The following is a 26,532-nucleotide window of genomic DNA, read 5'->3' as shown; positions in this document are numbered from 1 at the left end:
GGGATCGACCGTACATCCACTCAGCTCTTCGCGGCTGCGAGGGAGTCGGCGGCGAGACGGACGGAGGCCTCGCGTCCGTTCAGCCAGAGCGGCACCGAGCGGACGCGGAGTCCGGTCGATTCGAGCGCCGGCACGGCCCTTGCGTCCTCCTCGCCGATGAGCCAGGCATCGAGCAATCCGCCCCCGCTCCGCGCGCCATAGTGCCGGCCGACCGCTTCGGCCGTGGTCTCGACGCCGATCGCGGCGAGGCACGCATCGGCCATGCCGCGTACCACGGCGCCGCCGATGACGGGGGAGACGCCCACGACCGGGGCGGCCGTCCGGCGGAGGGCGTCAGCGACCCCGGGGATGCCGAGGATCGTGCCGATCGAGACGACGGGGTTGGAGGGGGCGACCAGCACGGCGTCGGTGTCGATGATCGCCGCCAGCACGCCCGGGGCGGGACGGGCGCTCTCGACGCCCTGCTGCACGAAACGACGGGCCGGAGCGCCGGCGCGAAGGCGCACCCACCACTCCTCGAAGTGCAGCAGGCGCACGCCCTCGCCGGGCAGCTCGACCTCGACGTGGGTCTCGACGTCCTGATCCGACATCGGCAGGAGGCGGACACCGAGCGGCCAGCGCGCGGTGATGCGGGCGGTCGCCTCCGAGAGGGTCAGCCCGTCGCGCAGCATCGCGCTGCGGGCGATGTGGGTGCCGAGGTCGAGGTCGCCGAGCGTGAACCACGGCCAGCCGACGCCGAAGGCGGTGAGCTCGGCCGAGACCCGCTCGCTTTCGCCGGCCCGGCCCCAACCACGCTCGGTGTCGTTGACGCCGCCGAGCGCGTAGGTGATCGAGTCGAGGTCGGGGCAGACCTTCAGGCCGGTGAGCCACATGTCGTCGCCGGTGTTGACGATGACGGTGATCTCGCTCGCCTCGCCGCCCGCGGCCTCGAGATCTCGGAGGTGCTCGCGGACGGCGGAGGTGAAGCGGGCGCCGCCGACGCCTCCGGCCAGGATCGTGATGCGCATCCGATTACGCTAGCGGCACCGACGAAGTCCGCTCGGCCTGAGCCTTAATGCCGCGGATCCGCGACAGAAACACCGGGGAAATCTCGAACCTGGAGGATGAAGACCGGTTAGATGAAGACCGGTTAGATGAAGACCTGGCCAAAGAAGGCCGGACCACTGAAGCGTGCCCCTGGAGGTACTGATGACCATCGTTCGCGCAGCGATCACCCAGACGACCTGGACCGGCGATAAGGAGTCAATGCTCGACAAGCATGAGCAGATGGCCAGGGATGCGGCGGCCGACGGCGCGCAGATCGTCTGCTTCCAGGAGCTGTTCTACGGCCCCTATTTCGGCATCACGCAGGACAAGAAGTATTACCGCTATGCGGAGCCGGCCGACGGAGTGATCGTGCAGCGTTTCGCAGCTCTGGCAAAGGAGCTCGAAGTGGTGATGATCCTCCCTATCTACGAGGAGGAGCAGACGGGCGTCTATTACAACACCGCGGTCGTGGTGGACGCCGACGGCACGATCCTCGGGAAGTACCGCAAACACCACATTCCCCACCTCGACCGATTCTGGGAGAAGTTTTACTTTCGCCCCGGGAATCTCGGCTTCCCGGTGTTCGACACGGCGGTCGGCAAGGTCGGCGTGCACATCTGTTACGACCGTCACTTTCCGGAAGGCTGGCGGGAGCTGGGGCTGAACGGCGCCCACCTGGTCTTCAACCCCAACGCGACCAAGCCTGGCCTGTCGAACCGGCTGTGGGAGGTCGAGGGTCCGGCGGCGGCGGTGGCGAATGGCTACTTCGTGCTCCAGCCCAACCGGGTCGGCCGGGAGGACAACGAGTACGGCGAGCTGGCGGTCGACTTCTACGGCACCAGTCAGGTCATTGATCCGCGGGGAAACTTCGTCGGCGAGCGGGGCTCCGGCGAGAGCGAGGAGATCCTGATCCGCGACCTCGAGATGGACCTGGTGCAGCAGATGCGTGACGACTGGCAGTTCTACCGCGACCGCCGGCCGGAGTCGTACACCAGCATCACGAAGCCGTGACCGCAGGACGAGACGGGGAAAAGCGATGAAGACCCTCATCATTGGCGGCACGGTCGTCAACGCGACCGGAACCGGACAAGCCGACGTCCTGATCGACGGCGAGACCATCGCCGCGGTGCTCGCTCCGGGATCGAACCTGCTGGGCTTCGATCTCGCGGCGAACGTAGATCGAGTGATCGACGCGAGCGACAAATACGTGATCCCGGGTGGGATCGACGCGCACACGCACATGGAGATGCCGTTTGGCGGCACCTTCGCCTCGGACACCTTCGAGACCGGCACTCGGGCGGCGGCCTGGGGAGGGACGACCTCGATCGTGGACTTCGTCGTGCAGTACCCGGGTGAGAGCGTCGTGGACCGCTTTCAGGCCTGGCAAGAGAAGGCGGCGGGCACCTGTGCAATCGACTACGGCTTCCACCAGATCCTTTCGGACGTGCAGGACTCCTCGCTCCTCGCAATGGATGAGCTGATGCGCGAGGGAGTGACCAGCTTCAAGCTGTTCATGGCCTACAAGGGCGTGTTCCTCTCGGACGACGGGCAGATCCTGCGGGCGTTCCAGAAGGGCGCCGAGAATGGCGCGATGATGATGATGCACGCCGAGAACGGCGCCCTCATTGACGAACTGGTGAAGCAGAGCCTCGCCGCAGGGAACACCTCGCCGTACTTCCACGGCACGTCGCGGCCGTGGCAGGCGGAGGAGGAGGCGACGCACCGGGCGATCATGATCGCCGATCTCACCGGCGCGCCACTGTATGTGGTGCACGTCTCGGCGAAGCAGGCGGTGCAGCAGATCGCGCAGGCCCGCGACCGCGGAATGAACGTGTTCGGCGAGACCTGCCCGCAGTACCTCTACTTCTCGCTCGAGGAGCAGCTGGGAGCGTCCTCCGAGGAGTGGGGGAGCTTCGAGGGCGCGAAGTGGGTGTGTTCCACGCCGCTGCGCTCGAGGGCTGAGGGGCACCAGCACCACATGTGGCGGTCGCTGCGCACCAACGACATCCAGATGGTCTCGACCGACCACTGCCCCTTCTGCATGAAGGGCCAGAAGGACCTCGGGCTCGGCGATTTCTCGACGATTCCCAACGGCATCGGTTCGGTCGAGCATCGGATTGACCTGATGTATCAGGGCGTGGTGTCCGGGCAGATCAGTCTGCCGCGCTGGGTGGAGCTCACCTCGACCACTCCCGCTCGGATGTTCGGCATGTACGGGAAGAAGGGCGTCATCCAGCCCGGTGCGGACGGCGATGTCGTCGTCTATGACCCGCACGGGCACACCTCGATCGGGATCGGCGAGGGGCGCAGCCACCACATGGCGATGGACTACTCGGCGTGGGAGGGCTTCGAGATCGACGGGCACGTCGACACGGTGATTTCCCGCGGCAAGGTCGTCGTCGACGGCGGCTCCTACATCGGCGCGAAGGGCGATGGACACTACATCCCCCGCGGCCTCAGCCAGTACCTGATCTGAACCAGTACCTGATCTGAGAAGGAACCTCATGGATTTCGGAGTCGTCCTCCAGACCAACCCGCCCGCCTCGCGCACCGTCGCGCTCGCCGTCCTCGCCGAGACGTACGGCTTCGACTACGCGTGGACCTTCGACTCGCACCTGCTCTGGCAGGAGCCCTACGTGATCTACTCGCAGATCCTCGAGCGTACGCACCGGATCACGGTCGGCCCGATGGTCACTAACCCCGCCACGCGCGACTGGACGGTGATCGCCTCGCTGCACGCGACGCTCAACGAGATGTACGGCAACCGCACCGTCTGCGGGATCGGCCGCGGCGACTCCGCGGTGAGGGTGACCGGAGGGACTCCGACGACGTTGAAGACGCTGCGGGAGTCGATCCACGTCATCCGCGAGCTGGCCAACTCTCGCCCGGTCGCGTACAACGGGCAGACCCTGCAGTTCCCGTGGAGCCGGGGCTCGTCGCTCGAGATGTGGGTTGCCGCGTACGGCCCGCTCGCGCTGAAACTGGCGGGGGAGGTCGGCGACGGGTTCATCCTGCAATTGGCCGACGTGGACATCGCGCGCTGGATGATCGGCGCGGTCAAGGAGGCGGCGGCGAACGCCGGACGGGATCCGGAGTCGCTGCGGTTCTGCGTCGCAGCGCCGATGTATATCGGCACCGACCGGGAGCACACCGACCGGGAGCACATGCGCGATCAGTGCCGCTGGTTCGGCGGGATGGTGGGCAACCACGTCGCCGACATCGTGGGCCGCTACGGTGCCTCCGGAGCGGTGCCGCAGGCGCTGACCGACTACATCGCCGGGCGCGAGGGTTACGACTACAACGAGCACGGCCGCGCCGGTAACAGCCACACCGCCTTCGTGCCCGACGAGATCGTCGAGCGCTTCTGCGTGCTGGGAACGGCGGATGAGCACATCGAGAAGCTCCGGGCGCTCGCCGATCTCGGCGTGACGCAGTTCGCGGGCTACCTCCAGCACGACAACAAGGAGGAGACGCTGCGCGTGTACGGCGAGCGGATCATCCCCGAGCTGCGCGAGCACATCGTGGCCCGCGCATAAGCTCCTGCTGGGGCTGTTCCGTGCCCTGCTGATGCAGCGGTTCCGCACCGCGGAGTCGGCGGTATTGCCGTGGATCGTGCTCAGCCAGACGGTGGCGCTGATCGCCTCCTACCTCGCCTTCTTCCCGGTCTCGATCAGGGCGCTTCGCGGCCTCGGCTCGCCGACGGCGCACCAGGTCGAGCTGATGCACGTCTACGGCGTGGGCTGGTGGCAGAACGATCGTCGGAGGTCTCGATCGGCCTGCGCGGCGGGATCGGCCGCAGGGGCGACCATCGGCCTGCCGCTGGAGGTGCACGGCGTCGCGGCGGCAGCCCGGCGCTCGAGCCGTTTGTTCTCCCGTCGCCCCTCGCGATCGGCACGGAGTTCGCACGATGGTCGGAGCGAGCGCCGGTCTACCTGACGACTCTGCGGGGGCTGCGCCAGGCGGCGCCGGTGCACCGCGACCTGCTGAAGGCGTACGCGGCAACGCCTGGCAGACCGCGCGGACGTTCACGCTGCCCGGAGCGGTGCCCTACGTCTTCATGGGGCTCCGGATCGCCTCCTCGCTGGCGGTGATCTCGGCGTTGGTCGCCGAATACTTCGGCGAGTACTTCGGCGGGCCCGTCGGCGGGCTCGGCAAGTCGATCACCACGGTGGCCTCGGGCAGTGACTACGCGTTCGCCTACGCCTACGTGCTCGGGGCGGTGCTCGTGGGAGTGGTGTTCTTCAGCGTGACGGCCGCACTCGAGGCGTTCGCGCGGCGCCGCAGCCGTGTGCGCTGAGTGACTCGACCACCTAGTTTTTCCCCCGCCTTACTTTTTTCTCTCGCCTCGTTTTTCTCTCGCCTAGTTTTTTCCCCTCGCCTTACTTTTTCTCCCGACTCACTTCCCGCAGACCGCACCAGGAGGACTCATGAATCGACCCATCCGTATCACCCTGACGACGACCGCTGCCTTCGTGGCCGTGGGCCTCGCGCTCACCGGCTGCACCACCTCGGGTTCAGGATCCGACTCCGACTCCGATTCCGGCGGCCTCACGCCGGTCACCCTGCAGTTGCAGTGGGTCGCCCAGGCGCAGTTCGCGGGGTACTACGCGGCGCTCGACCAGGGCTACTACGCGGACGAGGGTCTGGACGTGACCATCGCGGAGGGAGGAGGCGACATCGTCCCGCAGGACGTGCTCGCCTCGGGAGACGCCGACTACGCGATCTCGTGGGTCCCGAAGGTGCTCGGCTCGATCGAGCAGGGCGCCGAGATCACCGATGTCGCGCAGATCTTCGAGCGCAGCGCCACCACGCAGATCTCGTTCAAGGACAACGGGATCAGCTCACCCGCCGACCTCGCCGGGAGGAGCGTCGGCAGCTGGGGCCACGGCAACGAGTGGGAGTTGTTCGCCGGCCTGCAGAAGGACGGCGTCGCGCTGGAGGACATCTCGCTCGTGCAGCAGCAGTTCGATATGAACGGCTTCCTCGCGGGCGACATCGACGCGGCACAGGCGATGACCTACAACGAGTACGCGCAGGTCCTCGAGACGGTGAACCCGGTGACGGGCGCCCTCTTCCAGCCCGACGACCTGAACGTGATCAGCTGGAACGACGTGGGCACTGCGATGCTCCAGGACGCGATCTGGGCGGACGCTGCCAGGCTCTCCGACGACGCCTACGCGCAGCAGACGGTGGCCTTCATCAAAGCCTCAATCAAGGGCTGGATCTTCGCGAAGGACGATCCGCAGCAGGCGGCCGACATCGTCACCGCGGCCGGCTCGACTCTCGGCACCAGCCATCAGCTGTGGATGACCAACGAGGTCAACAAGCTGATCTGGCCCTCCACAGACGGCATCGGGATGGTCGACGAGGCCGCCTGGCAGCAGACGGTTGGCATCGCGAAGTCGACGAAGAACGAGACCGGCGCGACGATCATCAGCGCGGATCCGCCTGCCACCGCCTACTCGAACGAGTACGTCGAGAAGGCGCTCTCGGAACTCGCCGACGAGGGTGTCGACACGAGCGGTGCGGACTACGCGCCGATCGACGTCACTCTGCGGGCCGGTGGCGCCTGATGCCTGGCGAGCCTGATGCCTGGCGAGCCTGATGCCTGGCGAGCCTGATGCCTGGCGAGCCTGAGTAGACTGGATTCTCGTGACTACTTTCAAGAAGACGCCGTTCACGGTGAACGTGCGCGACCTGGTGAGGCGACCGGGCGAGATGCGCGAGCACCGCCTCGAGCTCGAGGCGCCGGAGCAGTTCGGCGAGGGGATCGTCGCGGTCCGCCAGGGATCGGCCGTTGACCTCGACGTCCGTCTCGAGTCCGTGCACGAGGGCGTCCTGGCCAGTGTCGAGGTGTCGGCCGTGGCCGACGGCGAGTGCAGCCGGTGCCTGAGGGAGATCTCCCTGCCTGTCGATGTCGAGTTCCAGGAACTTTTCGCGTACTCTTCTGACGAAGCTTTCGACTATGAGGTTCACGACGACCATGTGGATCTTGAACCTCTGGTCAGGGATGCGGTGGTTCTGTCGCTGCCGTTCCAGCCGGTCTGCCGGCCGGACTGTCCGGGCCTCGATCCCGTCACGGGGGAGCGGCTGGCCGATTCCACTGCGCGCGATCCCGAGACGCCGCGGGACTCGCGGTGGGATGCGCTGGCCGCGACGGCCTTCGCAGACGCCACGGCTTCCGCAGACAGCGGTGAGGGCGCGACCGCCCGCACCGAATCCGACTAGAGGTAGAGAAGAGAGAATCATGGCTGTTCCCAAGAGGAAGAAGTCCCGCGCGAACACCCACGCCCGCCGTTCGCAGTGGAAGGCGGAGGTTCCGCCCCTGGTCAAGACCATCGAGAACGGCAAGGTCGTTTACAGCCTTCCCCACCGCGCCAAGGTCGTCGAGGACTCCGCGGGCACCGCGCTGTTCCTCGAGTACAAGGGCCGCAAGGTCGCCGACGTCTGATCCGGACCCGCGCTCTCCCGCGGTCATGGTGAACCAGACCTCTGCACGACCCTCCAGCGACGACCGGTCGCGTCTGGAGGCCACGCTCGGCGTGAGCCTCGACGGTGAGCTTTTCGAACTCGCCCTGACGCACCGGTCGTTCGCTTTCGAGCATGGGGGCATCCCGCATAATGAGCGCCTCGAGTTCCTCGGCGACTCGATCCTCGGGCAGGCGGTGACCGTGATGCTCTACACCGAGTACCCGGCCCTCAGTGAGGGCGATCTGGCCAAGCGCCGGGCGAGCCTGGTCTCGACCGTCGCGCTTGCCGAGATCGCTCGCGGCATCGGCCTAGGTGAGTTCCTCCGGCTCGGCCGTGGCGAGGAGTTGACCGGCGGCCGCGACAAGGCGTCGATCCTCGCGGACACGGTCGAGGCGATCATCGGCGCCGTGTACCTCGGCACGGGACCGGACGCCGCGCGCGACCTGGTGCTGCGCCTGATCGCGCCGCTACGCGCGGATCCGCTGCGTTTCGGGGTGTCGATGGACCCGAAGACGAGCCTTCAGGAGGCGGCGGCCGAGCGCGGTGCGCCGGCCCCGCGCTACGAGATCGCGGCCACCGGACCCGACCACAACAAGGTGTTCGTCGCCACCGTGATCGTCGGCGGACTCGTCACCGCTCGCGGCGAGGGCACCAGCAAGAAGGCCGCCGAGATGGCCGCCGCGCTGGATGCGTGGACGCGCCTGGCGACTCCGATCGCGCCCGTCGCTCCCGCGGCATCGGACTGACCGTGCCCGAGCTGCCCGAGGTCGAGGTGGTGCGCGCGGGCCTCGCGCCGGCGGTCACCGGATCGCTGGTGACCGGCGTCGAGATCGTCGATGAGCGCTCGCTGAAGCGTCATGTGCATCCGCACGGCAGTTTCGAGCGCCTGCTGGTCGGGCGCCGGCTCGAGGGGGCGGTGCGGCGCGGCAAGTTCCTCTGGCTGCCCGCGGGCCGCGATGAGGCGCTACTGGTGCATCTCGGGATGAGCGGCCAGGTGCTGTTGCGTACGGCGGATGCGGCGCTGCCGCGGCTCGCGCGCATCCGGGTGGGGATCGAGCACCCCGAGCACGGCGAACTCGCCCTGCACTTCGTCGATCAGCGGATCTTCGGCTCGATGGCTGTCGACGCTCTGGTGCCGACCGCGGACGGCGCGCCCGGCGGCTTCGCGGGTGAGGACGTGCGCGTCGGAGACTGGCTGCGCGCGGTGCCCTCGCAAGTGGCGCACATCGCCCGCGATCCGCTCGACGCCTCCTTCGATCTCGATGCGATCGTCGCCGCACTGGCGCGGCGGACCAGCGGGATCAAGCGGGCGCTGCTCGATCAGACGCTGGTGAGCGGCATCGGCAACATCTATGCGGACGAGTCGCTGTGGGCGGCGGAGCTGCACCCGGAGCGACCGAGCTCGTCGCTGGGCGAGGCGCGCATCCGCCGACTCTTCGCCGAGGTCCGCTCGGTGCTGGAGCGCGCTCTGGCCGAGGGTGGCACCAGCTTCGACGCGCAGTACGTGAACGTGAACGGTGCCTCCGGCTACTTCTCGCACAGCCTGCTCGCGTACGGGCAGACGGGGAAGCCCTGCGCCCGCTGCGGCGAGGCGATCGTCCGGGTGCCGTTCATGAACCGCTCCTCGCACCTCTGCCCGCAGTGCCAACAGGTGCCGCGCTGAGGCGCTGCATCGGGCCACGTCATACTGCGGTGTCGGCGGGAGTGGCGGCGGCGTAGCGGGAGTGGACGACGAGCTCGCCGAGGAGTGTCGCGACGAGGGTGATCACGGCGGCGACGGCGAGGCCGAACCAGAGTCCGACGAGTAGGGCGAGCGCTCCGACGCCGGCGCCCGCGGCGATGAGGGCGATGGCGGCGGCGCGGCGGAACCAGGGCTGACCCGGGCTGCCGGCCAGGCGCGAGTCGGCGGCGAGGCCGGTGATGGTCGAGGTGACGACGACGGTCGTGACGTCCTTCACAGCGAGGTGGCGCGCGGTCGCTGCCTGGAGACCCATTGCTGCGCCGAGGACGCCGGTGACGCTGAGGGCGAGCGGTTCTGGGCGCTCGGGTACCACGGCGAGCGCGATCGCCAGAGCGCCCAGCAGGATCCCGACCACCGCGAACAGCCAGGTCGAGCGGGAGGTCCAGCCCTTCTTCACTGGGCGGAGCACCCGGCCACCGATCACGGCGCCGATCATGAAGGCCCCGAGCGCGATCAGGGGACCGATCACGGGCAGGTCGGCCGCGCCGGAGAGGGCCATGCCGAGGATGACGACGTTGCCGGTCATGTTGCCCGCGAAGATGCGATCGAGCCCGACGTAGCCGACGGCGTCGACGACGCCGGTCGAGAAGGTGAGGGCGAGCATCAGGCCGAGGGTCGCGTCCTCGGTGCGGGTGCGCAGGCTGTGGAACACGGGAGTCCTGTCGTCGGGGGCGAGTCTGGAGAATCGTGTCACACGGGGTGCACCTGCTTGAAACACGATGTCGTTAGGGTCGGATGGCGTGGACAGGCCGCGCAGAGGTGGAGTCCCATGCGGCAGGCGGAGTGGGCGATGCAGCCCGGCGAGGGCATCCCGACGGGCGTAGACTACCTGCCGGTCGAGCCGGGGTCTGTGCTGTGGGGGCGGCTTCCCTGCGCGGCCGATGCGCCGGTGCACAGCGTTGATTCCGGGGCCGAGGTCGTCATCGACACCCTCAGCCACGAGGGGATGCTCGAGGATCAGGGCCGGGACCCGGTCGCTTTCTTCGGCCGCTACGGGGTCGCTCCGGCGGGAGTGCTGCGGGACGCGATCGCGCTCGCCGCCGAGGGGCCGTTCCGCGACGCCGCGGCGGACGGGCCGCATGTGGGGAGCGGGCCGCGCGGTTCCCACTCCGGCCGTTCCTGGGAATCATGGGTGTCGCCGTTGCGGGCGGGGAGCGTCCGCATTCGGTGCCGCCCGGTGCGCACGGTGGCAACATCGACATCGCCCTGCTCACCGCGGGCACGAGCCTCTACCTGCCGGTGCAGGTGCCCGGCGCGCTCGCGTACGTCGGTGATCCACACTTCGCTCAGGGCGACGGCGAGGTAGCGCTGATGGCGATGGAGGCGAGCCTGCGGGTCCGGGTGCGCTTGGAGGTCGTGCCGCGCGACGAGGCGCTGGCGGCGTTCGGGGAGCTGGCCGGGCCGATGGGGGAGACGCAAGAGTTCCTCGTGCCCACCGGTCTCGACGAGGACCTCGACGCGGCGGTGCAGAAGTGCGTCCGCGCGGCGATCGCGCTGCTGGTCGCGCGCTACGGCATGGATCCGGGACACGCCTACGCCTACCTCAGCGCGGCCACGGACTTCGACATCTCGCAGGTCGTCGACCTCGTGAAGGGCGTGCACGCTCGCGTCCTGACGGCGGACTTCTATGCCTGATGCGCGGGTGACGACACTGGAGGGCGTGCTGCCGTCGGGCCTGGTTGACGCGGTCGAAGCGTACGAGGCGGCGCTGGCGGCGGACGATATCGCGGCGCTCGCGGACGCCTTCCTGGACGCGCCGACGACCCTGCGGGGGGATGCCTCTGGGCTGCTCGTCGGGCATGCGGCGATCACCGGCTTCCGGGGACGCCGCGGGGGAGCACCCGCGAGGGAGCTGGTCGAGGTGCACGTACGGGCGATCGACGCGGATACGGCGCTCGTGGTGAGCGTGAACGCGCCGGCCCACGGTGGCCGAGGGCTCGTCACGCAGCTGTGGATGCGCGAGGGCGGGACCTGGCGGGTGCGCGCGGCGCAGGTGCAGGCGCCCGCGCAGGCCCTCGACCCTCGTGTCTGGCGGGCGGTCGGCGCGCCGCTCGTGCCGGCCGCCGGCGCCGGAGTGTTGAACGGGGTCGACGTGGCGGTGAAGGACGTGTTCGCGATCAAGGGTCAGCGGATCGGCGCGGGGGTGCCCGCCTACCTGGCTGCGGCGCCGATCGAGTCGGCGACTGCTCCGGCCGTCGGGCACCTGCTCCGGGCCGGGGCGACGGTGCGCGGGATCGCGCAGACCGATGAATTCGCGTACAGCATCGCCGGCCGAAACTCCGGCTACGGGACTCCGCCGAACCCGGCGGTGCCGGGGGCGATCCCGGGTGGCTCGTCCAGCGGACCGGCGACTGCGGTGTCGCTCGGGCAGGCGGCGATCGGGCTCGCGACCGACACGGCGGGCTCGATTCGGGTGCCGGCGTCGTATCAGGGGCTGTGGGGGCTTCGGACCACGCACGGTGTGGTGTCCGTCGAGGGGCTGCTGCCACTGGCGCCAAGCTTCGACACGGTGGGGTGGCTGACGCGGGATCTCGGGACGCTCCAGCGGGTGGCGGACATCTGCCTGCCCCCGAGTCCGTCGATCCGCGGGGTCGTCGTGGCGCCGGCGCTGCTCGACGGAGTGGATGCGGGGGTGGGCGCTGCGTTCCGAGCGGCGGTGGAGGGCCTGAATCCCGACCAGGTGGCGCTGCCGCCGGTCGCGGCGATGCTCGAGGCGTTCCGGCTGGTGCAGGCCGCGGAGGCGTGGCGGTCCAGCGGCGGTTGGGTGGCGGCGCACCCGGGGGTCCTGGCCGCCGACGTGCAGGCGCGGTTCGACGCGGCCTCGCTGGTGGAGGCGAAGGCAGAGGCGGTTGCTCGAGCACGGGTGGCGGGTTTCCGGGAGGCGCTCGACGCGGCACTGGACGGACGGGTGCTACTCCTGCCCTCGACGTCGTCGGTCGCGCCCGCCCTCGATGCCTCGGCGGAGACGATCGACGCAGCGCGCACGGCGACGCTCGGCCTGACGTGCATCGCCGGGATCGGCGGGTATCCCGCGCTCTCGATGCCGGGACTGAGTGCCGACGGCGCTCCGGTAGGGCTCTGTCTCGTGGGTCCGCGGGGAGCGGATCTCGTGCTGCTGGAGCTGGCCGCCGGATGGGAGAGGGACTGAGAACCGAGAACTGAGAACTGAGAACCGAGGACTCAGAACGGGGGCGGGGCATCGACGAAGCTCGGCATGCGCGTCGACGCGGGAGGCGGGGGCGGCGCGGGCGGATCGGGCGGCCGGGTGACGACGCGGCGGCCCGTTGGAGTGGTCCAGTCGGCCGCACCGTCGGGGTGGAGGGTGTAGCTCCAGCGGTCGCCGTGACGGACGTGGTGGTGCGCGACGCAGAGCGATGCCAGGTTGTGCAGGGCGGTGGCTCCTCCGTGACGCCACTCGAGGGTGTGGTCGGCCTCGGCGCTCGCGGCGGGCCGGGTGCAGCCGGGGAAGCGGCAGGTCCGGTCTCGCAGTTGCAGGGCGAGGCGCATCCGCGGGGGAGGGAGGCGGTGCGTGCGTCCAACGGACACGATCGCACCGGTGCCGGGCCGGGTGAGTACGGGAGTGATCATGGCGTCTGCTCCGAGGAGGTCGCGGGCGATGCCGGCGGGGACGAATCCGTAGCCGTCCAGCTCGGCCGGAGCCTCGTTGCGACCAGCCGCGGTGCTCGCGGCGAGGGTCAGGCGGACCTCGGCGCGAATGCCGGGGGCGAACGTGCGCGGACGCTTGTCGCCCGGTACCGTGCCGGACACATCGCCGTCGCAGAGCAGGTCGGCGAGGGCGTCGGCCCGCAGTTGCGAGAGCGTGCGCCCGTCCGCAGGGGCGCCCGAGGTGCTGCCGGTGCCGTCGGTGCCGTCGGTGCTGTCGGTGCCGTCGCGGAGCGTCCGCGCGATCCGGTCGAGCCGAGCGAGCGCGCCGAGCGCGATCGGAGCGGGGAGGGTCGCGCAGAGTGTCGCCATGCCGTCGTGTTCGGGTGAGACCCAGACGGCGCGGTCCTCACGAGCGCGGGCATGCCGATCCGCGAGGGGGACGTCGTGCAGCTCGTCGCGGAGCCGAGCGAGGCGTCGGCGCAGCTGAGTCGGCGTCATCTCGACCGCTAGTCCCGCGGCGCGCTCGTCGAACGCTGCGAGAGAGGCGGCGGGCAGGGTCGCGGCGACTCCGCAGATGAGCTGACCCGCCTCCCACCGCAGGCGTGCCTCGGCCAGGGCGGCGCGAGTGCGCGGCAGGTGCTCGACCAGCAGTCGGGCGTGCTCGAGTTCTCGGGTGGCCACGCGCTCGGACACGTTCAGTGCGACGGCCAGCTCGGCCCGGACTGAGCGCTCGACGAGATCGTGAGACTCCCGGGGCGATCCACCGCGCGCGAACGCCTCTGGGCAGCGCAGCGCTGCCGTGTAGGCCGCGTGTAGGGCCTCGGCGGAGGCGAGGTGTAGTGGAGCAGCGGAGCGGGCGAGCCGCGCCGCGTGGTCGCCGAGGGTGCGGACCTCCTCGAGTCCCTGCTGCCTGTTATCCGTCATACTTGTATTGAACCAGCGACCACCGACATCCGGCCCCCGAAGCCGTCAGATCCGGACAACTCGACCTCCGACACTGCCTGTGGAGGAGACATTGCCTGTGGAGGAGCCACTGCCCGTGGAGGAGACACTGCGCTAAAGCGGAGCCGGCCGGTGCACTCCGATTCGGAAACCTCGGCGAAACGTCCGTCGCATAGGCTCTGACGCTGAAACACCTGTTTCTCCCAGGCGTGCCCACATGCCCACATGCCCAGCAAGCCAGCAGCCCGCACCCCCGTACGTGAAGAGGTGGCCCCATGACCACGCCAGCGCCGTTCCTCCCCGTCGATCCGCCGCCGCGTCTGCTGATGGGCCCGGGTCCGATCAACGCCGACCCGCGCGTGCTGCGTGCGATGTCGGCTCAACTGGTGGGTCAGTACGACCCGTTCATGACCGCGACGATGACCGAGACGCAGGAGCTGTACCGTCAGGTCTTCCGCACCCGCAACGAGAAGACGATGCTCGTCGACGGCACGAGCCGCGCAGGCATCGAGGCGGCTCTGGTTTCGATGCTGGAGCCGGGTGACCGCGTGCTGGTGCCGATCTTCGGGCGGTTCGGGCACCTCCTCCGCGAGATCGCGGAGCGGTGCGGAGCCGAGGTGCACATGATTGAGGCGGAGTGGGGGCAGGTCTTCCCCGTCTCGGCGATCGCGGACGCTCTGGCTCGGGTGAAGCCGAAGGTGCTCGCCGTGGTGCACGGTGACACCTCGACCACGATGGCGCAGCCGCTGGAGGAACTCGGCGCGCTCTGCGAGAAGCACGGCGCCCTCTTCTACACCGACGTCACCGCCTCCCTCGCGGGCAACGCCTTCGCGACCGACGAGCTCGGGCTCGACGCGGTGTCGGCCGGTCTGCAGAAGTGCCTGGGCGGCCCGTCCGGGTCGGCGCCGGTCACCTTCTCGGAGCGGGCCGTCGCGGTGATCGAGTCGCGCACGAGCATTGAGGCGGGCATCCGCGGCGAGGGCGACGTGGTCAGCGCGCGCCGGGTCCGCTCCAATTACTTCGACCTCGGGATGGTCTTCGACTACTGGGGACCGCGCCGGCTGAACCACCACACCGAGGCAACCACGATGCTCTATGGCGCCCGCGAGTGCGCCCGCATCCTCGTCGAGGAGGGGCTCGACGAGACGGTCGCCCGGCACGCGCTGCACGGCTCGGCGATGCTGGCGGGCGTTCGCGGGCTCAACCTCGAGGTGTTCGGCGACGTCGGCCACAAGATGACGAACGTCGTCGCGGTGCACATCCCCCAGGGCGTCAACGGCGACGCAGTGCGCGGGGCGATGCTCACCGACTTCGGCATCGAGATCGGCACCTCCTTCGGCCCGCTGCACGGGAAGGTCTGGCGCATCGGCACGATGGGCTACAACGCCCGCACCGATGCTGTACTGACCACGCTGGCAGCGCTGGAGGCGGTGCTGCGCCGCGCGGGCGCCTCCGTGCCCGTGAGTGGCGGAGTCGCGGGAGCGTACGAGGTGTACGGGGCGGTGCGCGCATGAGCGCCGCCGCCACCGTCGACGCCGCCGCCATCCTGGCCCGTTGCGACGAACTCGCCGCGGTCTCCTCCAGCCGCGACGGGATCGAGCGGGTCTACCTTTCGCCCGAGCACGCCCGCGTGAACGCGATGGCCGCGCGCTGGATGACCGAGGCCGGGATGCGCAGCTGGCAGGACGCGGCCGGCAACCAGTGCGGCCGCTACGAGGGAGCGACCCCGGGGCTCCCGGCGCTGCTGCTCGGCTCGCACCTCGACACGGTGCCCGACGCGGGCCGGTACGACGGGATCCTCGGCGTGATGCTCGCGATCGCGGCGGTCTCGCGCCTGCACGCGGCGGGCCGGCGTCTCCCGTTCGCGGTCGAGGTCGTCGCGTTCGGCGACGAGGAGGGCACCCGCTTCGGCACGGCGCTCCTGGGCTCCCGCGCGCTCGCCGGCACCTGGGACGAGCGCTGGTGGGAGCTCGAGGACGCTGACGGAACGACCCTCGTCGAGGCATTTCGTGAGTTCGGGCTCGACCCCTCCCGCATCCGCACCGCCGCGCGTGACGCGCAGGACGTGCTCGCCTACCTCGAGGCCCACATCGAGCAGGGCCCGTACCTCGAGGAAGCGGACCGCGCTCTGGCCGTCGTCTCGTCCATCGCGGGGGCCCGCCGCTTCTCGCTGACCCTCACCGGGAAGGCCGGGCACGCGGGCGGAGTCCCGCTCGAGCGCCGCCGCGACGCGCTGACGGGAGCGGCCGAGGCTGTGCTCGCGGTGGAGAGGATCGCGCGGGAGCAGGGCGTGATCGCCACGGTCGGACGGCTCGAGACCTTCCCGGGGGCGGTCAACGTCATCCCGGGCCGGGTCGACTTCAGCCTCGACCTGCGTGCCGAGACCGACGCGCAGCGCGACGCGGCATGGGACGCGATCGAGCACGCGATGTCGGAGTCGGCGGCGCGGCGCCGGCTCGCGCTCACGGCGGAGCAGACCCACTCTGCCCCCGCGGTCATCGCCTCCGCACGGCTGCAGGACATGGTGCGCGCGGGCATCCGGGCGACCGGGGACGCGGAGCCGATGGTGCTGTTCTCCAAGGCCGGGCACGACGCGATGGCGGTCGCCGACCTCACCGACTACGCGATGCTCTTCCTCCGCTGCGAGGGGGGCGTCAGCCACCACCCGGACGAGAGCGTGACCGAGGCCGATGTCGCGACGGCCCTGGACGCCTTCGAGGCGGCGGTGCTGGCGCTCGCCGACGGGACGAGGATCGCGTGACCTCCGCCTCCACAGCCCCGACGAGCATCGGCCACCGCATTGATGCCGGCTACGCTGCGCTCTCGCGGCAGGAGCAGCGGGCGGCCGACTTCATCCTCGATCATCTCGGCGATCTGGCCGTCTTCACGGCGACCGAGCTCGCCCAGCACAGCGGAGTGTCGAAGGCGACGGTCTCGCGGCTGTTCCGCCGGCTGGGGTTCTCGAACTCGCAGGAGGTGCGTGAGCACGCCCGCGCGCTGCGCTCCTCGGGGGTGCCGGTCGGGCCCGCGCGGGGGCAGGGCGACCCGCTCACCGCTCACCTCGAGAGCGAGCGGGCGAACCTGGCGCGCTTGGCCGCCGCGGTCGGCGACGGGCCGCTGGAGGAAGCGGTGCGGCTGGTCGCCGGCGCACGCGAGGTGGTCGTGATCGGCCTGCGCAACAGCTACCCGGTGGCGCTGCACCTGCGCCAGCAGCTCGCCCAGGCACGCGGGCGGGTGCGGGTCGCACCGCAGCCCGGTCAATCGCTCGGTGAGGAGCTGGCCGGTCTGGGAGCCGAGGACGTCGTGGTGCTGGTCGGCTTCCGGCGCCGTCCGGCCTCCTTCGCAGGGCTGGTCGAGACGCTGGGCGTGCGCGCCGTGCCGGTGGTACTGCTCGCGGATCCGCCCGCCCGGCGCTATGCCGAGCAGGCGACAGTCTGGTTGGAGTGCCCGGTCGAGAGCGGAACGGCGTTCGACAGCTACGCCGCGGCGATGAGCGCGGTGGCGTTGCTGGCCTCTGGTGTGCTTGGCGCGTCCCCGCGAGAGTCGCGCGAGCGGATCGCGGGGATCAGCACGGCGTACGCGGAGCTCGCCGAGCTGGAGGAACGGACGTGAGCGTGAGCGAGGCGACGGAGCTGATCCGCGCGCACGCGAAAGACCCGGTCGGGCGCTCGGACCCGGCGCCGTCCCTCGGTCGCGCCGAGCTGATCACGCCGACCTGCGGTGACCGGATCGAGGTGCGCGTCGACGGGAGCGCGGAGCGGGTGCGGGTCGCGTGGAGCGGGCGGGGCTGCGAGGTCTCGCGGGGCTCGGCGTCGCTCCTGGCCGACGGCCTCGATGAGCTACCGGCCGCCGAGATGTGCGCACGGATCGAGGCGTTCCTTGCGGCGATGACGACCAGGGAGGGTGCTCTCGCCGGCGAGGAGGCGGCGCTGCTCGCGGTGGCGGGCAACCCGGTCCGCTCGGTCTGTGCCACGCTCGCCTGGCGCGTTCTGGCCACCGCCCTGAATGATGCGGGATTCGCGTGAGCGGCTCAGCGCGGACCGTCCCGGTCCAGCCCCGACCACAGGTCGCCGCACTCGATCCCGCGCGCTCCCTCCTCGAGCAACAGGTCGCGGGCGCCGGAGTCGCCGCGAACTCTCGCGATCAGCGCCCGCCAGTAGTCGCTACCCACCAGCACCGGATGACCGGGACGGCCGTCGAAGACAGCGCGCGCGAGCACGCCGGGCTCCGGCGGGGCCTGCTCGAGCAGCCGTGCCCCGACGCTCGGCGGCTCGTCGGGCAGATCGACCAGGGTGATCAGGGCCGCGCCGCCCTCTGCCGCGACTCCTTCGGCCGCGACCAGGCCCGCCCCAAGCGACGCCGAGAGGCCCGTCTCCCATGCGGCGGCGACGAGCACCGTCGCCGTCGCCGGCACGAGGACGCGCGCCCGCTCCGCCTCCGCACCCAGCACGACGAGCACCCGCCCGCAGCCGGCGGCATCGAGCCGCCGCACAGCCCGCTCGACCCACGGCACATCCTCCGCGTCTCGTCGCAGCGCCTTCGGGCCGCCTGCGCGACGCCCCGCACCCGCGGCGAGCACCAGCCCGACGAGCCCACGACTCCCGACCGCATCCACCCGACCATCGTGCCCCAGACGGAGCCCGCCGCTTCGCCGGACGAAGGAGACCGCATGACCGACACCCGATCCGAGACCGCGCGCGACGTGCTGCTCGCCTGCCTCGCCGTCCCGCGTTGGGCCGACGAGGTCGCCGCCGGCGTCCCCTACTCCGGCGTCGATGCACTGGCCGAGGCGGCGGAGCGCGTGGCGCGCACCCTCACCGGCGCTGAGGTGGACGCGGCGCTGGCCGACCACCCGCGGATCGGCGAGCGGCACGCGGGCGCCGGACGCTCCTCCGCTTTCTCCGCCGCGGAGCAGGCGGCGAGCCGCACCGGCGACGAGGCGCTGACCGAGCGGTTGCTGAGCGGCAACCGCGCCTACGAGGAGCGCTTTGGGCGCGTCTTCCTGATTCGCGCGGCGGGACGCGATCGGGCCGAGGTCGTCGCAGAGCTGGAGCGGCGGCTCGGGCTCGACTCGGAGACGGAGGCGCGGGTCGTCGCCGAGCAGCTGCGCGAGATCACCGTGCTGCGCGTGCGCGGACTCGAGGACGGGCTCCTCGTGGCCGGGGAGGCGTCACGATGACCGGGTACGCCAGCCACGTCAGCACGCATGTGCTCGACGCCGTCCGTGGTCGACCCGCGCGCGCTGTTCCCGTCGCCCTGGAGGCCCGGAGCGGCTCCGGCTGGAACCGCCTCGCCGAGGCCCACACCGATGATGACGGACGTGTCGGGGCCTTCGGACCGCGGCGGCTACCCGTCGGGGTCTACCGCGTTGTCTTCGACACCGGCTCCTGGTTCGCGGCCTCGGGAACGGAGTCGTTCTATCCGGAGGTCGTCGTCACGTTCCGGCTCGACGACGAGGACGCGCACCTCCACATCCCGCTCCTGCTCAGCCCGTTCGCCTATTCGACCTACCGGGGCAGCTGATGCAGCTCCAGGATGTCCTCGACGCGTCACAGCTGCGGCTGCGCGTGCTCGTCGCCGGCGACGGAGCACTCGCGCGGCCGGTCGACGGCATCTTCACGACCGACCTGCCCGACCCCCGGCGCTACTTGGCGCGCGGTCAGCTCGTGCTCACCGGCCTCGTCTGGCACCGGGGACCGCAGGACAGCACGGCCTTCGTCGCCGCGGTCGCCGACTCCGGCGCCAGCGCCCTGCTCGCCGGCGAGGGCCTGCTGGGGTTCGTGCCGGACGACCTCGTCGTCGCGTGCCGCGAGCACGACGTCCCGCTGATCGCGGTGCCGGCCGACGTCTCGTTCGGCGCGATCACGGCGCACCTCTCGAACGCGCTCGCGGGTGATCGGGTGGCTCGGCTGACCGCGGCCCTCGCACGCCAGCGGGAGCTACTGACCGAGGTCTACCGGGGGCTGCAGCTCGACGACCTCGTCGCGCGCACCTCCCGCGAACTCGGTCTCCCGGTGACCGTGCTGACCGCGACCGGCCGTACGGTCGCCGCCGCCGCTCCGCTGGGTCTCGGCGAGATCGAGCGGGTCGTGCACGCCGCGCTGATGGCCCGGCGCAGCCCCGTGCTGGTGCCGGATGCGCGCGGCGGCGCCCTTTCGGTGCTCGCGGTCGCCGGCGCGGGCGAGCACCGCGCCACCTCCTGGCTGGTCGTCGTCGGCGGCGACTGGAACGACTGGCCCGCGCCCGTGCTCGACGCCATCACCGAGCTGGTCGGAGTGGTGGGGGTCTACCGGCTGCAGCGTGAGGCGGCCCTCCTGGCGGACTCCGCTCTCGCCGACCGCCTCCTCGAGCTCGTCGAGGAGGACAGCGAGCAGCCCGAGGCCGCGGTGTACCTCCGCCAGCTCGGACTCGGCGGAGTCGGGCGCTGCATCGTGGCCTCGGCGGAGTTCGAGGGGGAGGCGCCGCCGGATTTGGCGCGCCGCGTTTTGGTCGACGCCGCGGCGCACCTGGGTCGGGCCGTGGTCGGCCGGGACGCGCAGGGCTGCGCGGTCGCGGTGCTGCCCGCGGAGGCGACCGACGCGATCCCGACGGGCGCGGATCCGCTCGCCGTGGTCACTTCGGCGCTGCGGCGCGTGGGGGCCACCTGGCCGGGTGCTGTGCTGCGGGTCGGGACCAGTGCTGCGACGCCGCTGTCCGCTCTCGGCGGCGCCCTGCGCTCAGCGCGCTACGGCATGCTGATACCGGGTGCGCCGAGCGATGACTCGCCGGTGCGGATCAGCGACTCCGGAGAAGTGACCTCGGCAGTGCAGCTGCTGAGCGCGGTGCCGGACCACCTGCGCTCCGTGTTCGTCGAGCTGGTGCTCGGGAAGTTGATTCAGCACGATGCGCGCTACAGCTCGCAGCTGGTGGCCACGCTCGCGGCGTTCCTCGATTGCGGCGGCTCCTGGGTGCGCACAGCGGAGCAGACGTACCTGCACCTGAACACGGTCCGGTACCGCATCGCGCGGGTGGAGGAGCTGACGCAGCGCGACCTGTCGGACACGGCGGACCGCGCCGACCTGTTCCTGGCGCTGCAGCTGCGCTGAGGCGCGCTGTCCGCCGCGGGGTTGCGTGGGATGTGCAGGGCCACCGTTCGATTCGCAGGGCCACCGTTCGATTCGCAGGGCCACCGTTCGATTCGCAGGGCCGCGTGCGATCTGCCGGGGATACGTCTCGTTGACCGCGGCGGAGGCGGAGGAGAGCGCTCTCGGCGCGGGATCCCCTGCGAATCGAACGTCCGCGCCCCGCCCGGCCCCGTCACTGCGAAGCCACCCGTCACTGCGAAGCCACCCGCCGCCCCCGCACATGCACGGCCGCGATCGCCGGCTCCCGCAGCGTCATCACCAGCGCGAAGAGCAGCTGCGCGGTCGCCTCGTCCGTGTCGTCGGCGCGGATCCCGTGGGCGAGCACGTCGGCGAGCGGCTCCCAGCGGTCGGGCTCGATGCGCACCAGGTCCGCATCCTTCCCGAGGTCGAAGTTGCCGAAGCGGTCCTCCTGGTCAAGCGCCCGCGCCCCCGCCAGCGTCGCCGTGAACAGGAGCTCGGCCGGGTGCAGCGCGACCGCCGCGTCGCCCGGCTCCGACAGGTGAACCTTGAACGTGTCGTTCGCCACGCGAGGGAGCAGCCACTCGTCCCCCGCTCCCACATCACTCCCCAGCGCGACAGTGACACCCGAGGCGACGGTTCGGCGCCAGGGCATCGTGCCGGAGCCGAGGAACTGCTGCGAGGTCGGGCAGTGCGCGATCGAGGTGCCGGTCTCGGCCATACGGTGCAGCTCCGCGTCCTGGCAGTGCACGGCGTGCGCGAGGATCGTGCGCGGCCCGAGCAGAGAGGAGCCGCCGCGCGCGGAGCCGGGCAGGAAGAGCCCGTCGTAGGTGTCCAGATAGCTGCGGGCGCCATAGGAGCCGAGGACCGCGGCGATCTCGCCGTCGCCGGGACGATCGTTCTCGTTGAGGTGGCTGTGCACGTAGACGCCGCGCCCGCGCACGTCGTCGTAGAGGTCGCCGAGGGCGCCGAGGGTCCGCGGAGTGACGGAGAGCGAGAACCGCGGGACGATCGAGACCTGGAGCAGAGGGTCCCGCCCGTGCCAGCGGGCGATCTCGTCCGCAGTGAGCGCCAGGGCCTGCGCCTCCGAGGTGATCAGTGGTGCCGCCGACGCGGGGCCCACGGTCTGAATGCCGCGGCCCGACACGATCCGCAACCCGGCCTCGCGAGTGCGCTCGAAGAGGGCGTCCTGCGCGGCCGGGAACGCGGAGCCGACGACCATCGCTGCGGTCGTCCCCGCGGCGATCCTCCTCCGGGTGAAGGCGCGTGCGACCAGGTCGGCGAACTCCGGATCGGCGAGTCGCGCCTCCGCCGGGAACACCGCCCGGTCGAGCCACTCGAGCAGCTGGCCGCCGCCGAAGCCATCCGTCGAGAACGTCTGAGGGAAGTGCATGTGCGTGTCGACGAACCCGGGCAGCAGGATCGACGCGGCGTCGCCCGAGACCGGCCAGTCGGCGAATCGCTCGGGAAGCTCGCCGTGCGGGCCGACCCAGGCGATGGTGCCGTCCTGGTCCACCGCGAGGGCGCCGTCCGGGATCGACACCAGCGCCTCGCGCGCGGTCTCGAGTCTCGCGCGCCCGGCGATGTGCAGGATATGTCCGCGGTGGACGCCCCGGACGCCGGTCACACCAGGCCCGTGTAGGTCGTCCAGGCGGGGCCCGCGGGCGGCGCGTCGTCGCGGGTGACGCTCGCCTGGATCAGCCCGTAGGGGCGATCGTCGGCGTGGAAGACCTCGTTGTCGTTCTCGACGCCGAAGGGCGAGAGGTCGTAGACGACGTGGTGCTTGTTCGGAGCGGAGAGGCGGATCTCGACGATCTGCGGGTACTCCTCCAGCACCGCCTTCCCCATCTCGAAGAGTGTCTGCTGCAGGGCAAGGGAGTGGACGGTCGCGAAGCGGCTGGTCATCAGCGCCTTGACGCCCGCGTAGAGCGCCTCCCAGTCCATGCCCGCGATCTCCGCCTCCGTCAAGGCGAAGCGCCACTTCGCGACGAGGGAGGTAGCCATCACGCGGTCGTTCGTGGGCTGGAGGACGGTGTACGGATCGGTGAGAAAGCCGTGGAACTCGCTTCCGGTCGATTTGAGGATCGTGAGGTCCTTGAAGCCGCCGGTAATGCAGATCTGCCGCTCGTCGCCCGAGCCCTCGACCGTGACCGAGGCGATTCGCGTCTCCTGACCCTTCCGGACCCAGGTGTGATCGTGCTCCTGCTCGTCGACGAGCACACGCTCCCAGGCGAACTCCTCGATCTCGATGCGGGCGCCGTGGACCGGCTCGTAGCCGTCAACGAAGTGGCGGGCCAGCTCGAGGCCGTAGGGCTCGATCGAGCGCAGACCCTTCTCTTTGGCGAAGGAGTAGGCGGTCTGCTTCTGAGTGTCAGTGGGCAGGACAGCCGACTGGTCGCCCTCGCGGTGCGCGGCCTCGAAGTCGCCGCGGAGTGCGGTCGAGACGTTGACGTCGTGGATCTCGTGCCGCGGGGTCTCGCGGTAGATCCGCACGACACGGTTCTCGGCCTTCCCGTACTGGTGGTCTCCGAGGATGATCGACATGTCCGCTCCTGTCCGTTCCGTGCGGCCGTGGCCGGTCACGCGGTGGTGCCCGTCCGGTTCCTGGCCGAGAGAGCCCGCCTGCGAGCCCGTCTGCCAGCCTCACCGGCGCGGAGTGGGAGCCCCCTGACTCATCGCCGTCGAGACTCTCAGTCTCGTATGATCCGCCCGCTCCGCTGCCTCGACGCGCCCTGGTTCACCTGCTCGAAACCTCCCGGGAACATTCCGCGAGATGCCACTTATGACGCTCTCCGTCGGCGCGTCGTCGTCACAAGTGGCATCTCGCAGAGGCGGGAGGCGGGAGGCAGGGGCGGAGGCGGGGTCAGGGGCGCAGGAGGAGGCGGCCGGCGGGAGGGGCGGTCTCGGGGGTGACGCGGAGTCCGCCGACCCAGGTGGCGGCGACGGCGCCACGGAGGACGTGACCCTCGTAGGCCGAGACGGGGTTCTTGTGCGCGAGGGCGTCGACATCGACGGGCCACTGCGCCTCCGGATCGAAGGCGACGAGATCGGCGTCCGACCCGGCGTGCAGCATGCCCTTCTGCCCCAGCCCGGCGAATGCAGCGGTGGCCGTCGACATCCACGCCACGACCTGCTCCAACGGGATTCCACGCTCGCGAGCGCCGGTCCAGACCGCGCGGAAGCTCAGCTCGAGGCCCGAGATGCCGCCCCACGCGACGCCGAAGTCACCGCCCCCAGCGAACTTCAGCTCGGCCGTGGCGGGGGAATGGTCCGAGGCGATGATGTCGATCGTGCCGTCGAGCAGGCCCTTCCAGAGCAGCTCGCGGTTGCGCTCGTCGCGAATCGGCGGGCAGCACTTGTACTGCGTGCCGCCATCGGGAATCGAGCCCGCGTCGAAGGTGAGGTAGTGCGGGCAGGTTTCGGCGGTGATCCGCAGCCCCTCGGCCTTCGCCTCCCGTAGCAGCGGCAGTGCGTCGGCGGAGGAGAGGTGCAGGATGTGCGCGCGGCAGCCGGTCTCGCGGACCGACTCGATCAGGTGCAGGATCGCCCTGCGCTCGGAGGCGGGCGGTCGCGAGTCGACGAAGGCGCCATAGGAGGTGCCGGGCTCGTTCGCGCTGGCCTCCAACTCGGCAGGGTCCTCCGCGTGCACGATCAGCAGCCCGTCGAAGGCGGCGATCTCGCGCATCGCCTCGACCAGCTGCTCGCGGCTGAGGTGCGGGAATTCGTCCACTCCGCTCGGCGACAGGAAGCACTTGAAGCCGAAGACGCCCGCGTCGTGCAGCTCGCGGAGGGTGCCGAGGTTCGCGGGGATCGCACCGCCCCAGAAACCGACGTCGATCTGCGCCTGCGGTCCCGCGGCCGCGCGCTTGGCCTCAAGCCCGGCCACCGTGGTGGTCGGCGGGATGGAGTTGAGCGGCATGTCGATGATCGTGGTGACGCCCCCGGCGGCGGCGGCGCGAGTGGCCGAGGCGAACCCCTCCCACTCCGTGCGGCCCGGCTCATTGACGTGGACGTGTGTGTCGACGACTCCCGGGATCAGCACCTGGCCCTCGGGGAGGACGACCTCTTCCGTTGTCCGCCAGGGGGCGTCCCGCTCGCCGACCGCGATGATCAGACCCTCGGCGATCGCGACGCTGGCGGGGCGCCGGCCGTTCTCGGTCAGCACGTCCCAGGCGCGGATCACGAGGTCGAGGAAGGGGGCGTCGTCGGGCATGGATCGACCCTATACTCGGCATGTTTCCTGCGTGTGTGCGCCCGTCGGCAGCTCAGCCCCTCCGCCCCTCCGCCCCTTCGCCTAGCAGCCCCGGCGCCGTCGCCTCCCGACCGAGAAGAGGAGGCCGCCGTGCTCGAACTCGCCGCCGCTCTGCTCGAGCGCGTCGAGGCGGGCGGGAGCGTCGCGGTCGTCACCGTCACGCACGTCTTCGGTTCGGCTCCGCGCGCGCTGGGCTCGTCGATGGCGGTCGACGCCGAGGGGCGCGCGATCGGCTCGATCTCGGGCGGCTGCGTCGAGGCGCAGGCGTACGCACTGGCTCAGGAGGTGCTCGGCACCTCGGGCAGCGCGGCCGAGCACTTCGGCTTCGACGACGAGGCCGCGTTCGACGCGGGTCTCTCCTGCGGGGGACAGCTGCGCGTGTTCGGCCAGGTCGTCGACTCCGGGTCCACCGCGGTGCTCGCCGAGCTGCGCGCCGCCCGGGCGGGTCGCTCGGCCGCGCTGGCAATCGTCGTCGGCGGCCCCTTGGAGCTGGTCGGCCTCGTCCTCACCGAAGCGACGCGCCTCCAGGACGTCGTCGGCCCGCAGTTGGACGAGGACACGGCGGGGCGCATCCTCGCCCAGCGGGCCGGGCGCTTGGCCTCCGGGCGCTCGGCTACCGTCGAGATCCTGTGTCGCGGCGCGGAACTCGAGATCGCGTACATCGTGCAGGCGGAGCGACCGCGGCTGCTGATCTTCGGCGCGGTCGACTTCTCGGCTGCGCTCTGCTCCGCTGGAGCGCTGCTCGGCTACCGGGTCACCGTCTGCGACGCGCGCCCCGTGTTCGCCACCGCCGAGCGCTTTGCCGGCGCCGACGAGGTCGTCGTCGCGTGGCCGTCCGACTACCTGGCCTCGACCGCCGTCGACTCCCGCACCGTGATCGCGGTGCTCACTCACGACGAGAAGTTCGACATCCCGTTGCTCGAGACCGCGCTGACCCTGCCGGTCGCCTACGTCGGCGCGATGGGCTCGCGACGCACGCACGAGCGGCGGTTGGGGCTGCTGCGGGACGCGGGCGTGACGGAGGAGGCGCTCGCTCGCCTGCACTCGCCGATCGGGCTGGACATCGGCGCGTCGACCCCGGAGGAGACGGCGGTGTCGATCCTGGCGGAGGTGCTCGCGGTGCGCACGGGGACGACGGGGGAGCCGCTTGCGGGGCGTACGGGGCCGATCCACGCGGGGCGCTGATCGGGGCCGTGCGCTGTGGCGGTTCTGGTGCGCTGTGGCGGCTCTGGTGCGCTGTGCAGGCTCTGGTGCGATGTGCAGGACCTGTTCGGATTCGCAGGACCTGGTTCGATGTGCAGGACCTGTTCGGATGTGCAGGCCCCGGCCCGATCAGCAGGACTTCGTGCGATGTGCAGGAGCATGTTCGATGAGCAGGGGATGCGGCCGTTTCAGAGTTGATCTGGCGGGCA

Annotated in this window: 27 protein-coding genes; 20 read left to right on the top strand and 7 right to left on the bottom strand. The window is 70.9% G+C overall.

Features of this window, described 5'->3' with window-relative positions; all coding sequences use genetic code 11:
• Nucleotides 1-20: 20 nt before the first annotated feature.
• Entirely contained in the window at nt 21-1,007 is a 987-nt protein-coding gene (cofD, locus tag C1O28_RS07120) for a 2-phospho-L-lactate transferase (protein WP_097165768.1), read from the bottom strand.
• A gap of 181 nt (nt 1,008-1,188) precedes the next feature.
• On the opposite strand from cofD, the gene C1O28_RS07115 reads away from it, so the two are divergent.
• The 10 genes from C1O28_RS07115 (at nt 1,189) to mutM (ending at nt 9,160) form a co-directional block, all read left to right on the top strand.
• Complete coding sequence (locus tag C1O28_RS07115) at nt 1,189-2,037, top strand: nitrilase-related carbon-nitrogen hydrolase (protein ID WP_097165769.1); 849 nt, start codon at nt 1,189-1,191, stop codon at nt 2,035-2,037.
• 25 nt (nt 2,038-2,062) lie between these two features.
• Nucleotides 2,063-3,502, top strand: a complete 1,440-nt coding sequence (gene hydA, locus C1O28_RS07110) for a dihydropyrimidinase (protein WP_097165770.1) — start codon at nt 2,063-2,065, stop codon at nt 3,500-3,502.
• Between the two features lie 28 nt (nt 3,503-3,530).
• Entirely contained in the window at nt 3,531-4,562 is a 1,032-nt protein-coding gene (locus tag C1O28_RS07105) for a TIGR03842 family LLM class F420-dependent oxidoreductase (RefSeq protein ID WP_097165771.1), read from the top strand.
• Nucleotides 4,563-4,593: 31 nt separating this feature from the next.
• Nucleotides 4,594-4,962: a hypothetical protein gene (locus C1O28_RS15625; RefSeq protein WP_237397987.1), complete on the top strand. Its 369-nt coding sequence runs from the start codon at nt 4,594-4,596 to the stop codon at nt 4,960-4,962.
• The gene (locus tag C1O28_RS07095) at nt 4,934-5,323 is read left to right on the top strand and encodes an ABC transporter permease subunit (protein WP_237397986.1); all 390 of its coding nucleotides are present in this window, start codon (nt 4,934-4,936) and stop codon (nt 5,321-5,323) included. The genes C1O28_RS15625 and C1O28_RS07095 overlap by 29 nt, the downstream gene beginning before the upstream one ends.
• Nucleotides 5,324-5,453: 130 nt before the next feature.
• A complete protein-coding gene (locus C1O28_RS07090) occupies nt 5,454-6,599 on the top strand; it encodes an ABC transporter substrate-binding protein (RefSeq protein ID WP_097165772.1) in 1,146 nt (381 codons plus the stop codon).
• Between the two features lie 79 nt (nt 6,600-6,678).
• Nucleotides 6,679-7,254, top strand: coding sequence for a YceD family protein (locus C1O28_RS07085; protein ID WP_419866645.1), 576 nt, complete (start codon nt 6,679-6,681; stop codon nt 7,252-7,254).
• A 19-nt stretch (nt 7,255-7,273) separates the two neighbouring features.
• Nucleotides 7,274-7,477 carry a 50S ribosomal protein L32 gene (gene rpmF / locus C1O28_RS07080; protein ID WP_097165773.1) on the top strand — a complete coding sequence of 68 codons (204 nt, stop codon included), beginning with the start codon at nt 7,274-7,276 and terminating at the stop codon, nt 7,475-7,477.
• A gap of 25 nt (nt 7,478-7,502) precedes the next feature.
• A complete protein-coding gene (gene rnc, locus C1O28_RS07075) occupies nt 7,503-8,243 on the top strand; it encodes a ribonuclease III (RefSeq protein ID WP_097165774.1) in 741 nt (246 codons plus the stop codon).
• A gap of 2 nt (nt 8,244-8,245) precedes the next feature.
• The gene (gene mutM / locus C1O28_RS07070) at nt 8,246-9,160 is read left to right on the top strand and encodes a bifunctional DNA-formamidopyrimidine glycosylase/DNA-(apurinic or apyrimidinic site) lyase (RefSeq protein ID WP_097166068.1); all 915 of its coding nucleotides are present in this window, start codon (nt 8,246-8,248) and stop codon (nt 9,158-9,160) included.
• 19 nt (nt 9,161-9,179) lie between these two features.
• On the opposite strand, the gene C1O28_RS07065 is transcribed toward mutM, so the two are convergent.
• On the bottom strand, nt 9,180-9,932 hold the full coding sequence (locus tag C1O28_RS07065) for a YoaK family protein (protein ID WP_338052135.1): 753 nt from the start codon (nt 9,930-9,932) through the stop codon (nt 9,180-9,182).
• Between the two features lie 434 nt (nt 9,933-10,366).
• Between C1O28_RS07065 and C1O28_RS15620 the strand changes: the two genes are divergently transcribed.
• A complete protein-coding gene (locus tag C1O28_RS15620; RefSeq protein ID WP_237397985.1) occupies nt 10,367-10,873 on the top strand; it encodes an acetamidase/formamidase family protein in 507 nt (168 codons plus the stop codon).
• A 7-nt stretch (nt 10,874-10,880) separates the two neighbouring features.
• Nucleotides 10,881-12,386: an AtzH-like domain-containing protein gene (locus C1O28_RS07055; protein ID WP_243392021.1), complete on the top strand. Its 1,506-nt coding sequence runs from the start codon at nt 10,881-10,883 to the stop codon at nt 12,384-12,386.
• 32 nt (nt 12,387-12,418) lie between these two features.
• Here C1O28_RS07055 and C1O28_RS07050 read toward each other — a convergent pair whose 3' ends face one another.
• Entirely contained in the window at nt 12,419-13,768 is a 1,350-nt protein-coding gene (locus C1O28_RS07050) for an HNH endonuclease signature motif containing protein (protein WP_097165776.1), read from the bottom strand.
• Nucleotides 13,769-14,061: 293 nt separating this feature from the next.
• Here C1O28_RS07050 and C1O28_RS07045 point away from each other — a divergent pair, with 293 nt between their 5' ends.
• Genes C1O28_RS07045 through C1O28_RS07030 form a run of 4 tightly spaced genes read left to right on the top strand, consistent with a single transcriptional unit; the run spans nt 14,062 to nt 17,811 of the window.
• Nucleotides 14,062-15,300: a pyridoxal-phosphate-dependent aminotransferase family protein gene (locus tag C1O28_RS07045; protein WP_237397984.1), complete on the top strand. Its 1,239-nt coding sequence runs from the start codon at nt 14,062-14,064 to the stop codon at nt 15,298-15,300.
• Nucleotides 15,297-16,547, top strand: a complete 1,251-nt coding sequence (locus tag C1O28_RS07040; RefSeq protein WP_097165777.1) for an allantoate amidohydrolase — start codon at nt 15,297-15,299, stop codon at nt 16,545-16,547. The genes C1O28_RS07045 and C1O28_RS07040 overlap by 4 nt, the downstream gene beginning before the upstream one ends.
• Nucleotides 16,544-17,398, top strand: coding sequence for a MurR/RpiR family transcriptional regulator (locus tag C1O28_RS07035; protein ID WP_097165778.1), 855 nt, complete (start codon nt 16,544-16,546; stop codon nt 17,396-17,398). Before C1O28_RS07040 ends, C1O28_RS07035 begins: the two co-directional genes overlap by 4 nt.
• Nucleotides 17,395-17,811, top strand: a complete 417-nt coding sequence (locus C1O28_RS07030) for an iron-sulfur cluster assembly scaffold protein (protein ID WP_097165779.1) — start codon at nt 17,395-17,397, stop codon at nt 17,809-17,811. Before C1O28_RS07035 ends, C1O28_RS07030 begins: the two co-directional genes overlap by 4 nt.
• Nucleotides 17,812-17,816: 5 nt before the next feature.
• On the opposite strand, the gene C1O28_RS07025 is transcribed toward C1O28_RS07030, so the two are convergent.
• Nucleotides 17,817-18,401 carry a nucleotidyltransferase family protein gene (locus C1O28_RS07025; RefSeq protein ID WP_207759879.1) on the bottom strand — a complete coding sequence of 195 codons (585 nt, stop codon included), beginning with the start codon at nt 18,399-18,401 and terminating at the stop codon, nt 17,817-17,819.
• Nucleotides 18,402-18,455: 54 nt separating this feature from the next.
• Between C1O28_RS07025 and uraD the strand changes: the two genes are divergently transcribed.
• Genes uraD through C1O28_RS07010 form a run of 3 tightly spaced genes read left to right on the top strand, consistent with a single transcriptional unit; the run spans nt 18,456 to nt 20,871 of the window.
• The gene (gene uraD, locus C1O28_RS07020; RefSeq protein WP_097165780.1) at nt 18,456-18,965 is read left to right on the top strand and encodes a 2-oxo-4-hydroxy-4-carboxy-5-ureidoimidazoline decarboxylase; all 510 of its coding nucleotides are present in this window, start codon (nt 18,456-18,458) and stop codon (nt 18,963-18,965) included.
• Nucleotides 18,962-19,309 (top strand): hydroxyisourate hydrolase, encoded by a 348-nt coding sequence (uraH, locus tag C1O28_RS07015; RefSeq protein WP_097165781.1) that lies wholly within the window; start codon nt 18,962-18,964, stop codon nt 19,307-19,309. The genes uraD and uraH overlap by 4 nt, the downstream gene beginning before the upstream one ends.
• The gene (locus tag C1O28_RS07010; RefSeq protein WP_097165782.1) at nt 19,309-20,871 is read left to right on the top strand and encodes a PucR family transcriptional regulator; all 1,563 of its coding nucleotides are present in this window, start codon (nt 19,309-19,311) and stop codon (nt 20,869-20,871) included. Before uraH ends, C1O28_RS07010 begins: the two co-directional genes overlap by 1 nt.
• Nucleotides 20,872-21,100: 229 nt before the next feature.
• On the opposite strand, the gene C1O28_RS07005 is transcribed toward C1O28_RS07010, so the two are convergent.
• From C1O28_RS07005 to allB, 3 genes are all read right to left on the bottom strand, one after another.
• The gene (locus tag C1O28_RS07005; RefSeq protein ID WP_097165783.1) at nt 21,101-22,495 is read right to left on the bottom strand and encodes an amidohydrolase family protein; all 1,395 of its coding nucleotides are present in this window, start codon (nt 22,493-22,495) and stop codon (nt 21,101-21,103) included.
• Nucleotides 22,492-23,412, bottom strand: a complete 921-nt coding sequence (gene pucL / locus C1O28_RS07000; protein ID WP_097165784.1) for a factor-independent urate hydroxylase — start codon at nt 23,410-23,412, stop codon at nt 22,492-22,494. The genes C1O28_RS07005 and pucL overlap by 4 nt, the downstream gene beginning before the upstream one ends.
• A 319-nt stretch (nt 23,413-23,731) precedes the next feature.
• A complete protein-coding gene (allB, locus tag C1O28_RS06995) occupies nt 23,732-25,081 on the bottom strand; it encodes an allantoinase AllB (protein WP_097165785.1) in 1,350 nt (449 codons plus the stop codon).
• Between the two features lie 129 nt (nt 25,082-25,210).
• Between allB and C1O28_RS06990 the strand changes: the two genes are divergently transcribed.
• On the top strand, nt 25,211-26,305 hold the full coding sequence (locus tag C1O28_RS06990; RefSeq protein ID WP_097165786.1) for an XdhC family protein: 1,095 nt from the start codon (nt 25,211-25,213) through the stop codon (nt 26,303-26,305).
• Nucleotides 26,306-26,532 lie beyond the last annotated feature (227 nt).

The organism is Rathayibacter rathayi (genome assembly GCF_004011095.1).
Lineage (GTDB): Bacteria > Actinomycetota > Actinomycetes > Actinomycetales > Microbacteriaceae > Rathayibacter > Rathayibacter rathayi.
Note: the sequence above shows the minus strand (reverse complement) of the source record. Positions and strands in the feature narration are given on the sequence as shown.

What these genes read in the sequence shown, in the direction of transcription:
- cofD (WP_097165768.1), bottom strand. Translation starts at nt 1,007, where the DNA reads ATGCGCATCACGATCCTGGCCGGAGGCGTCGGCGGCGCCCGCTTCACC.
- C1O28_RS07115 (WP_097165769.1), top strand. Translation starts at nt 1,189, where the DNA reads ATGACCATCGTTCGCGCAGCGATCACCCAGACGACCTGGACCGGCGAT.
- hydA (WP_097165770.1), top strand. Translation starts at nt 2,063, where the DNA reads ATGAAGACCCTCATCATTGGCGGCACGGTCGTCAACGCGACCGGAACC.
- C1O28_RS07105 (WP_097165771.1), top strand. Translation starts at nt 3,531, where the DNA reads ATGGATTTCGGAGTCGTCCTCCAGACCAACCCGCCCGCCTCGCGCACC.
- C1O28_RS15625 (WP_237397987.1), top strand. Translation starts at nt 4,594, where the DNA reads ATGCAGCGGTTCCGCACCGCGGAGTCGGCGGTATTGCCGTGGATCGTG.
- C1O28_RS07095 (WP_237397986.1), top strand. Translation starts at nt 4,934, where the DNA reads ATGGTCGGAGCGAGCGCCGGTCTACCTGACGACTCTGCGGGGGCTGCG.
- C1O28_RS07090 (WP_097165772.1), top strand. Translation starts at nt 5,454, where the DNA reads ATGAATCGACCCATCCGTATCACCCTGACGACGACCGCTGCCTTCGTG.
- rpmF (WP_097165773.1), top strand. Translation starts at nt 7,274, where the DNA reads ATGGCTGTTCCCAAGAGGAAGAAGTCCCGCGCGAACACCCACGCCCGC.
- rnc (WP_097165774.1), top strand. Translation starts at nt 7,503, where the DNA reads ATGGTGAACCAGACCTCTGCACGACCCTCCAGCGACGACCGGTCGCGT.
- C1O28_RS15620 (WP_237397985.1), top strand. Translation starts at nt 10,367, where the DNA reads ATGGGTGTCGCCGTTGCGGGCGGGGAGCGTCCGCATTCGGTGCCGCCC.
- C1O28_RS07050 (WP_097165776.1), bottom strand. Translation starts at nt 13,768, where the DNA reads ATGACGGATAACAGGCAGCAGGGACTCGAGGAGGTCCGCACCCTCGGC.
- C1O28_RS07045 (WP_237397984.1), top strand. Translation starts at nt 14,062, where the DNA reads ATGACCACGCCAGCGCCGTTCCTCCCCGTCGATCCGCCGCCGCGTCTG.
- C1O28_RS07040 (WP_097165777.1), top strand. Translation starts at nt 15,297, where the DNA reads ATGAGCGCCGCCGCCACCGTCGACGCCGCCGCCATCCTGGCCCGTTGC.
- uraD (WP_097165780.1), top strand. Translation starts at nt 18,456, where the DNA reads ATGACCGACACCCGATCCGAGACCGCGCGCGACGTGCTGCTCGCCTGC.
- uraH (WP_097165781.1), top strand. Translation starts at nt 18,962, where the DNA reads ATGACCGGGTACGCCAGCCACGTCAGCACGCATGTGCTCGACGCCGTC.
- C1O28_RS07010 (WP_097165782.1), top strand. Translation starts at nt 19,309, where the DNA reads ATGCAGCTCCAGGATGTCCTCGACGCGTCACAGCTGCGGCTGCGCGTG.
- pucL (WP_097165784.1), bottom strand. Translation starts at nt 23,412, where the DNA reads ATGTCGATCATCCTCGGAGACCACCAGTACGGGAAGGCCGAGAACCGT.
- allB (WP_097165785.1), bottom strand. Translation starts at nt 25,081, where the DNA reads ATGCCCGACGACGCCCCCTTCCTCGACCTCGTGATCCGCGCCTGGGAC.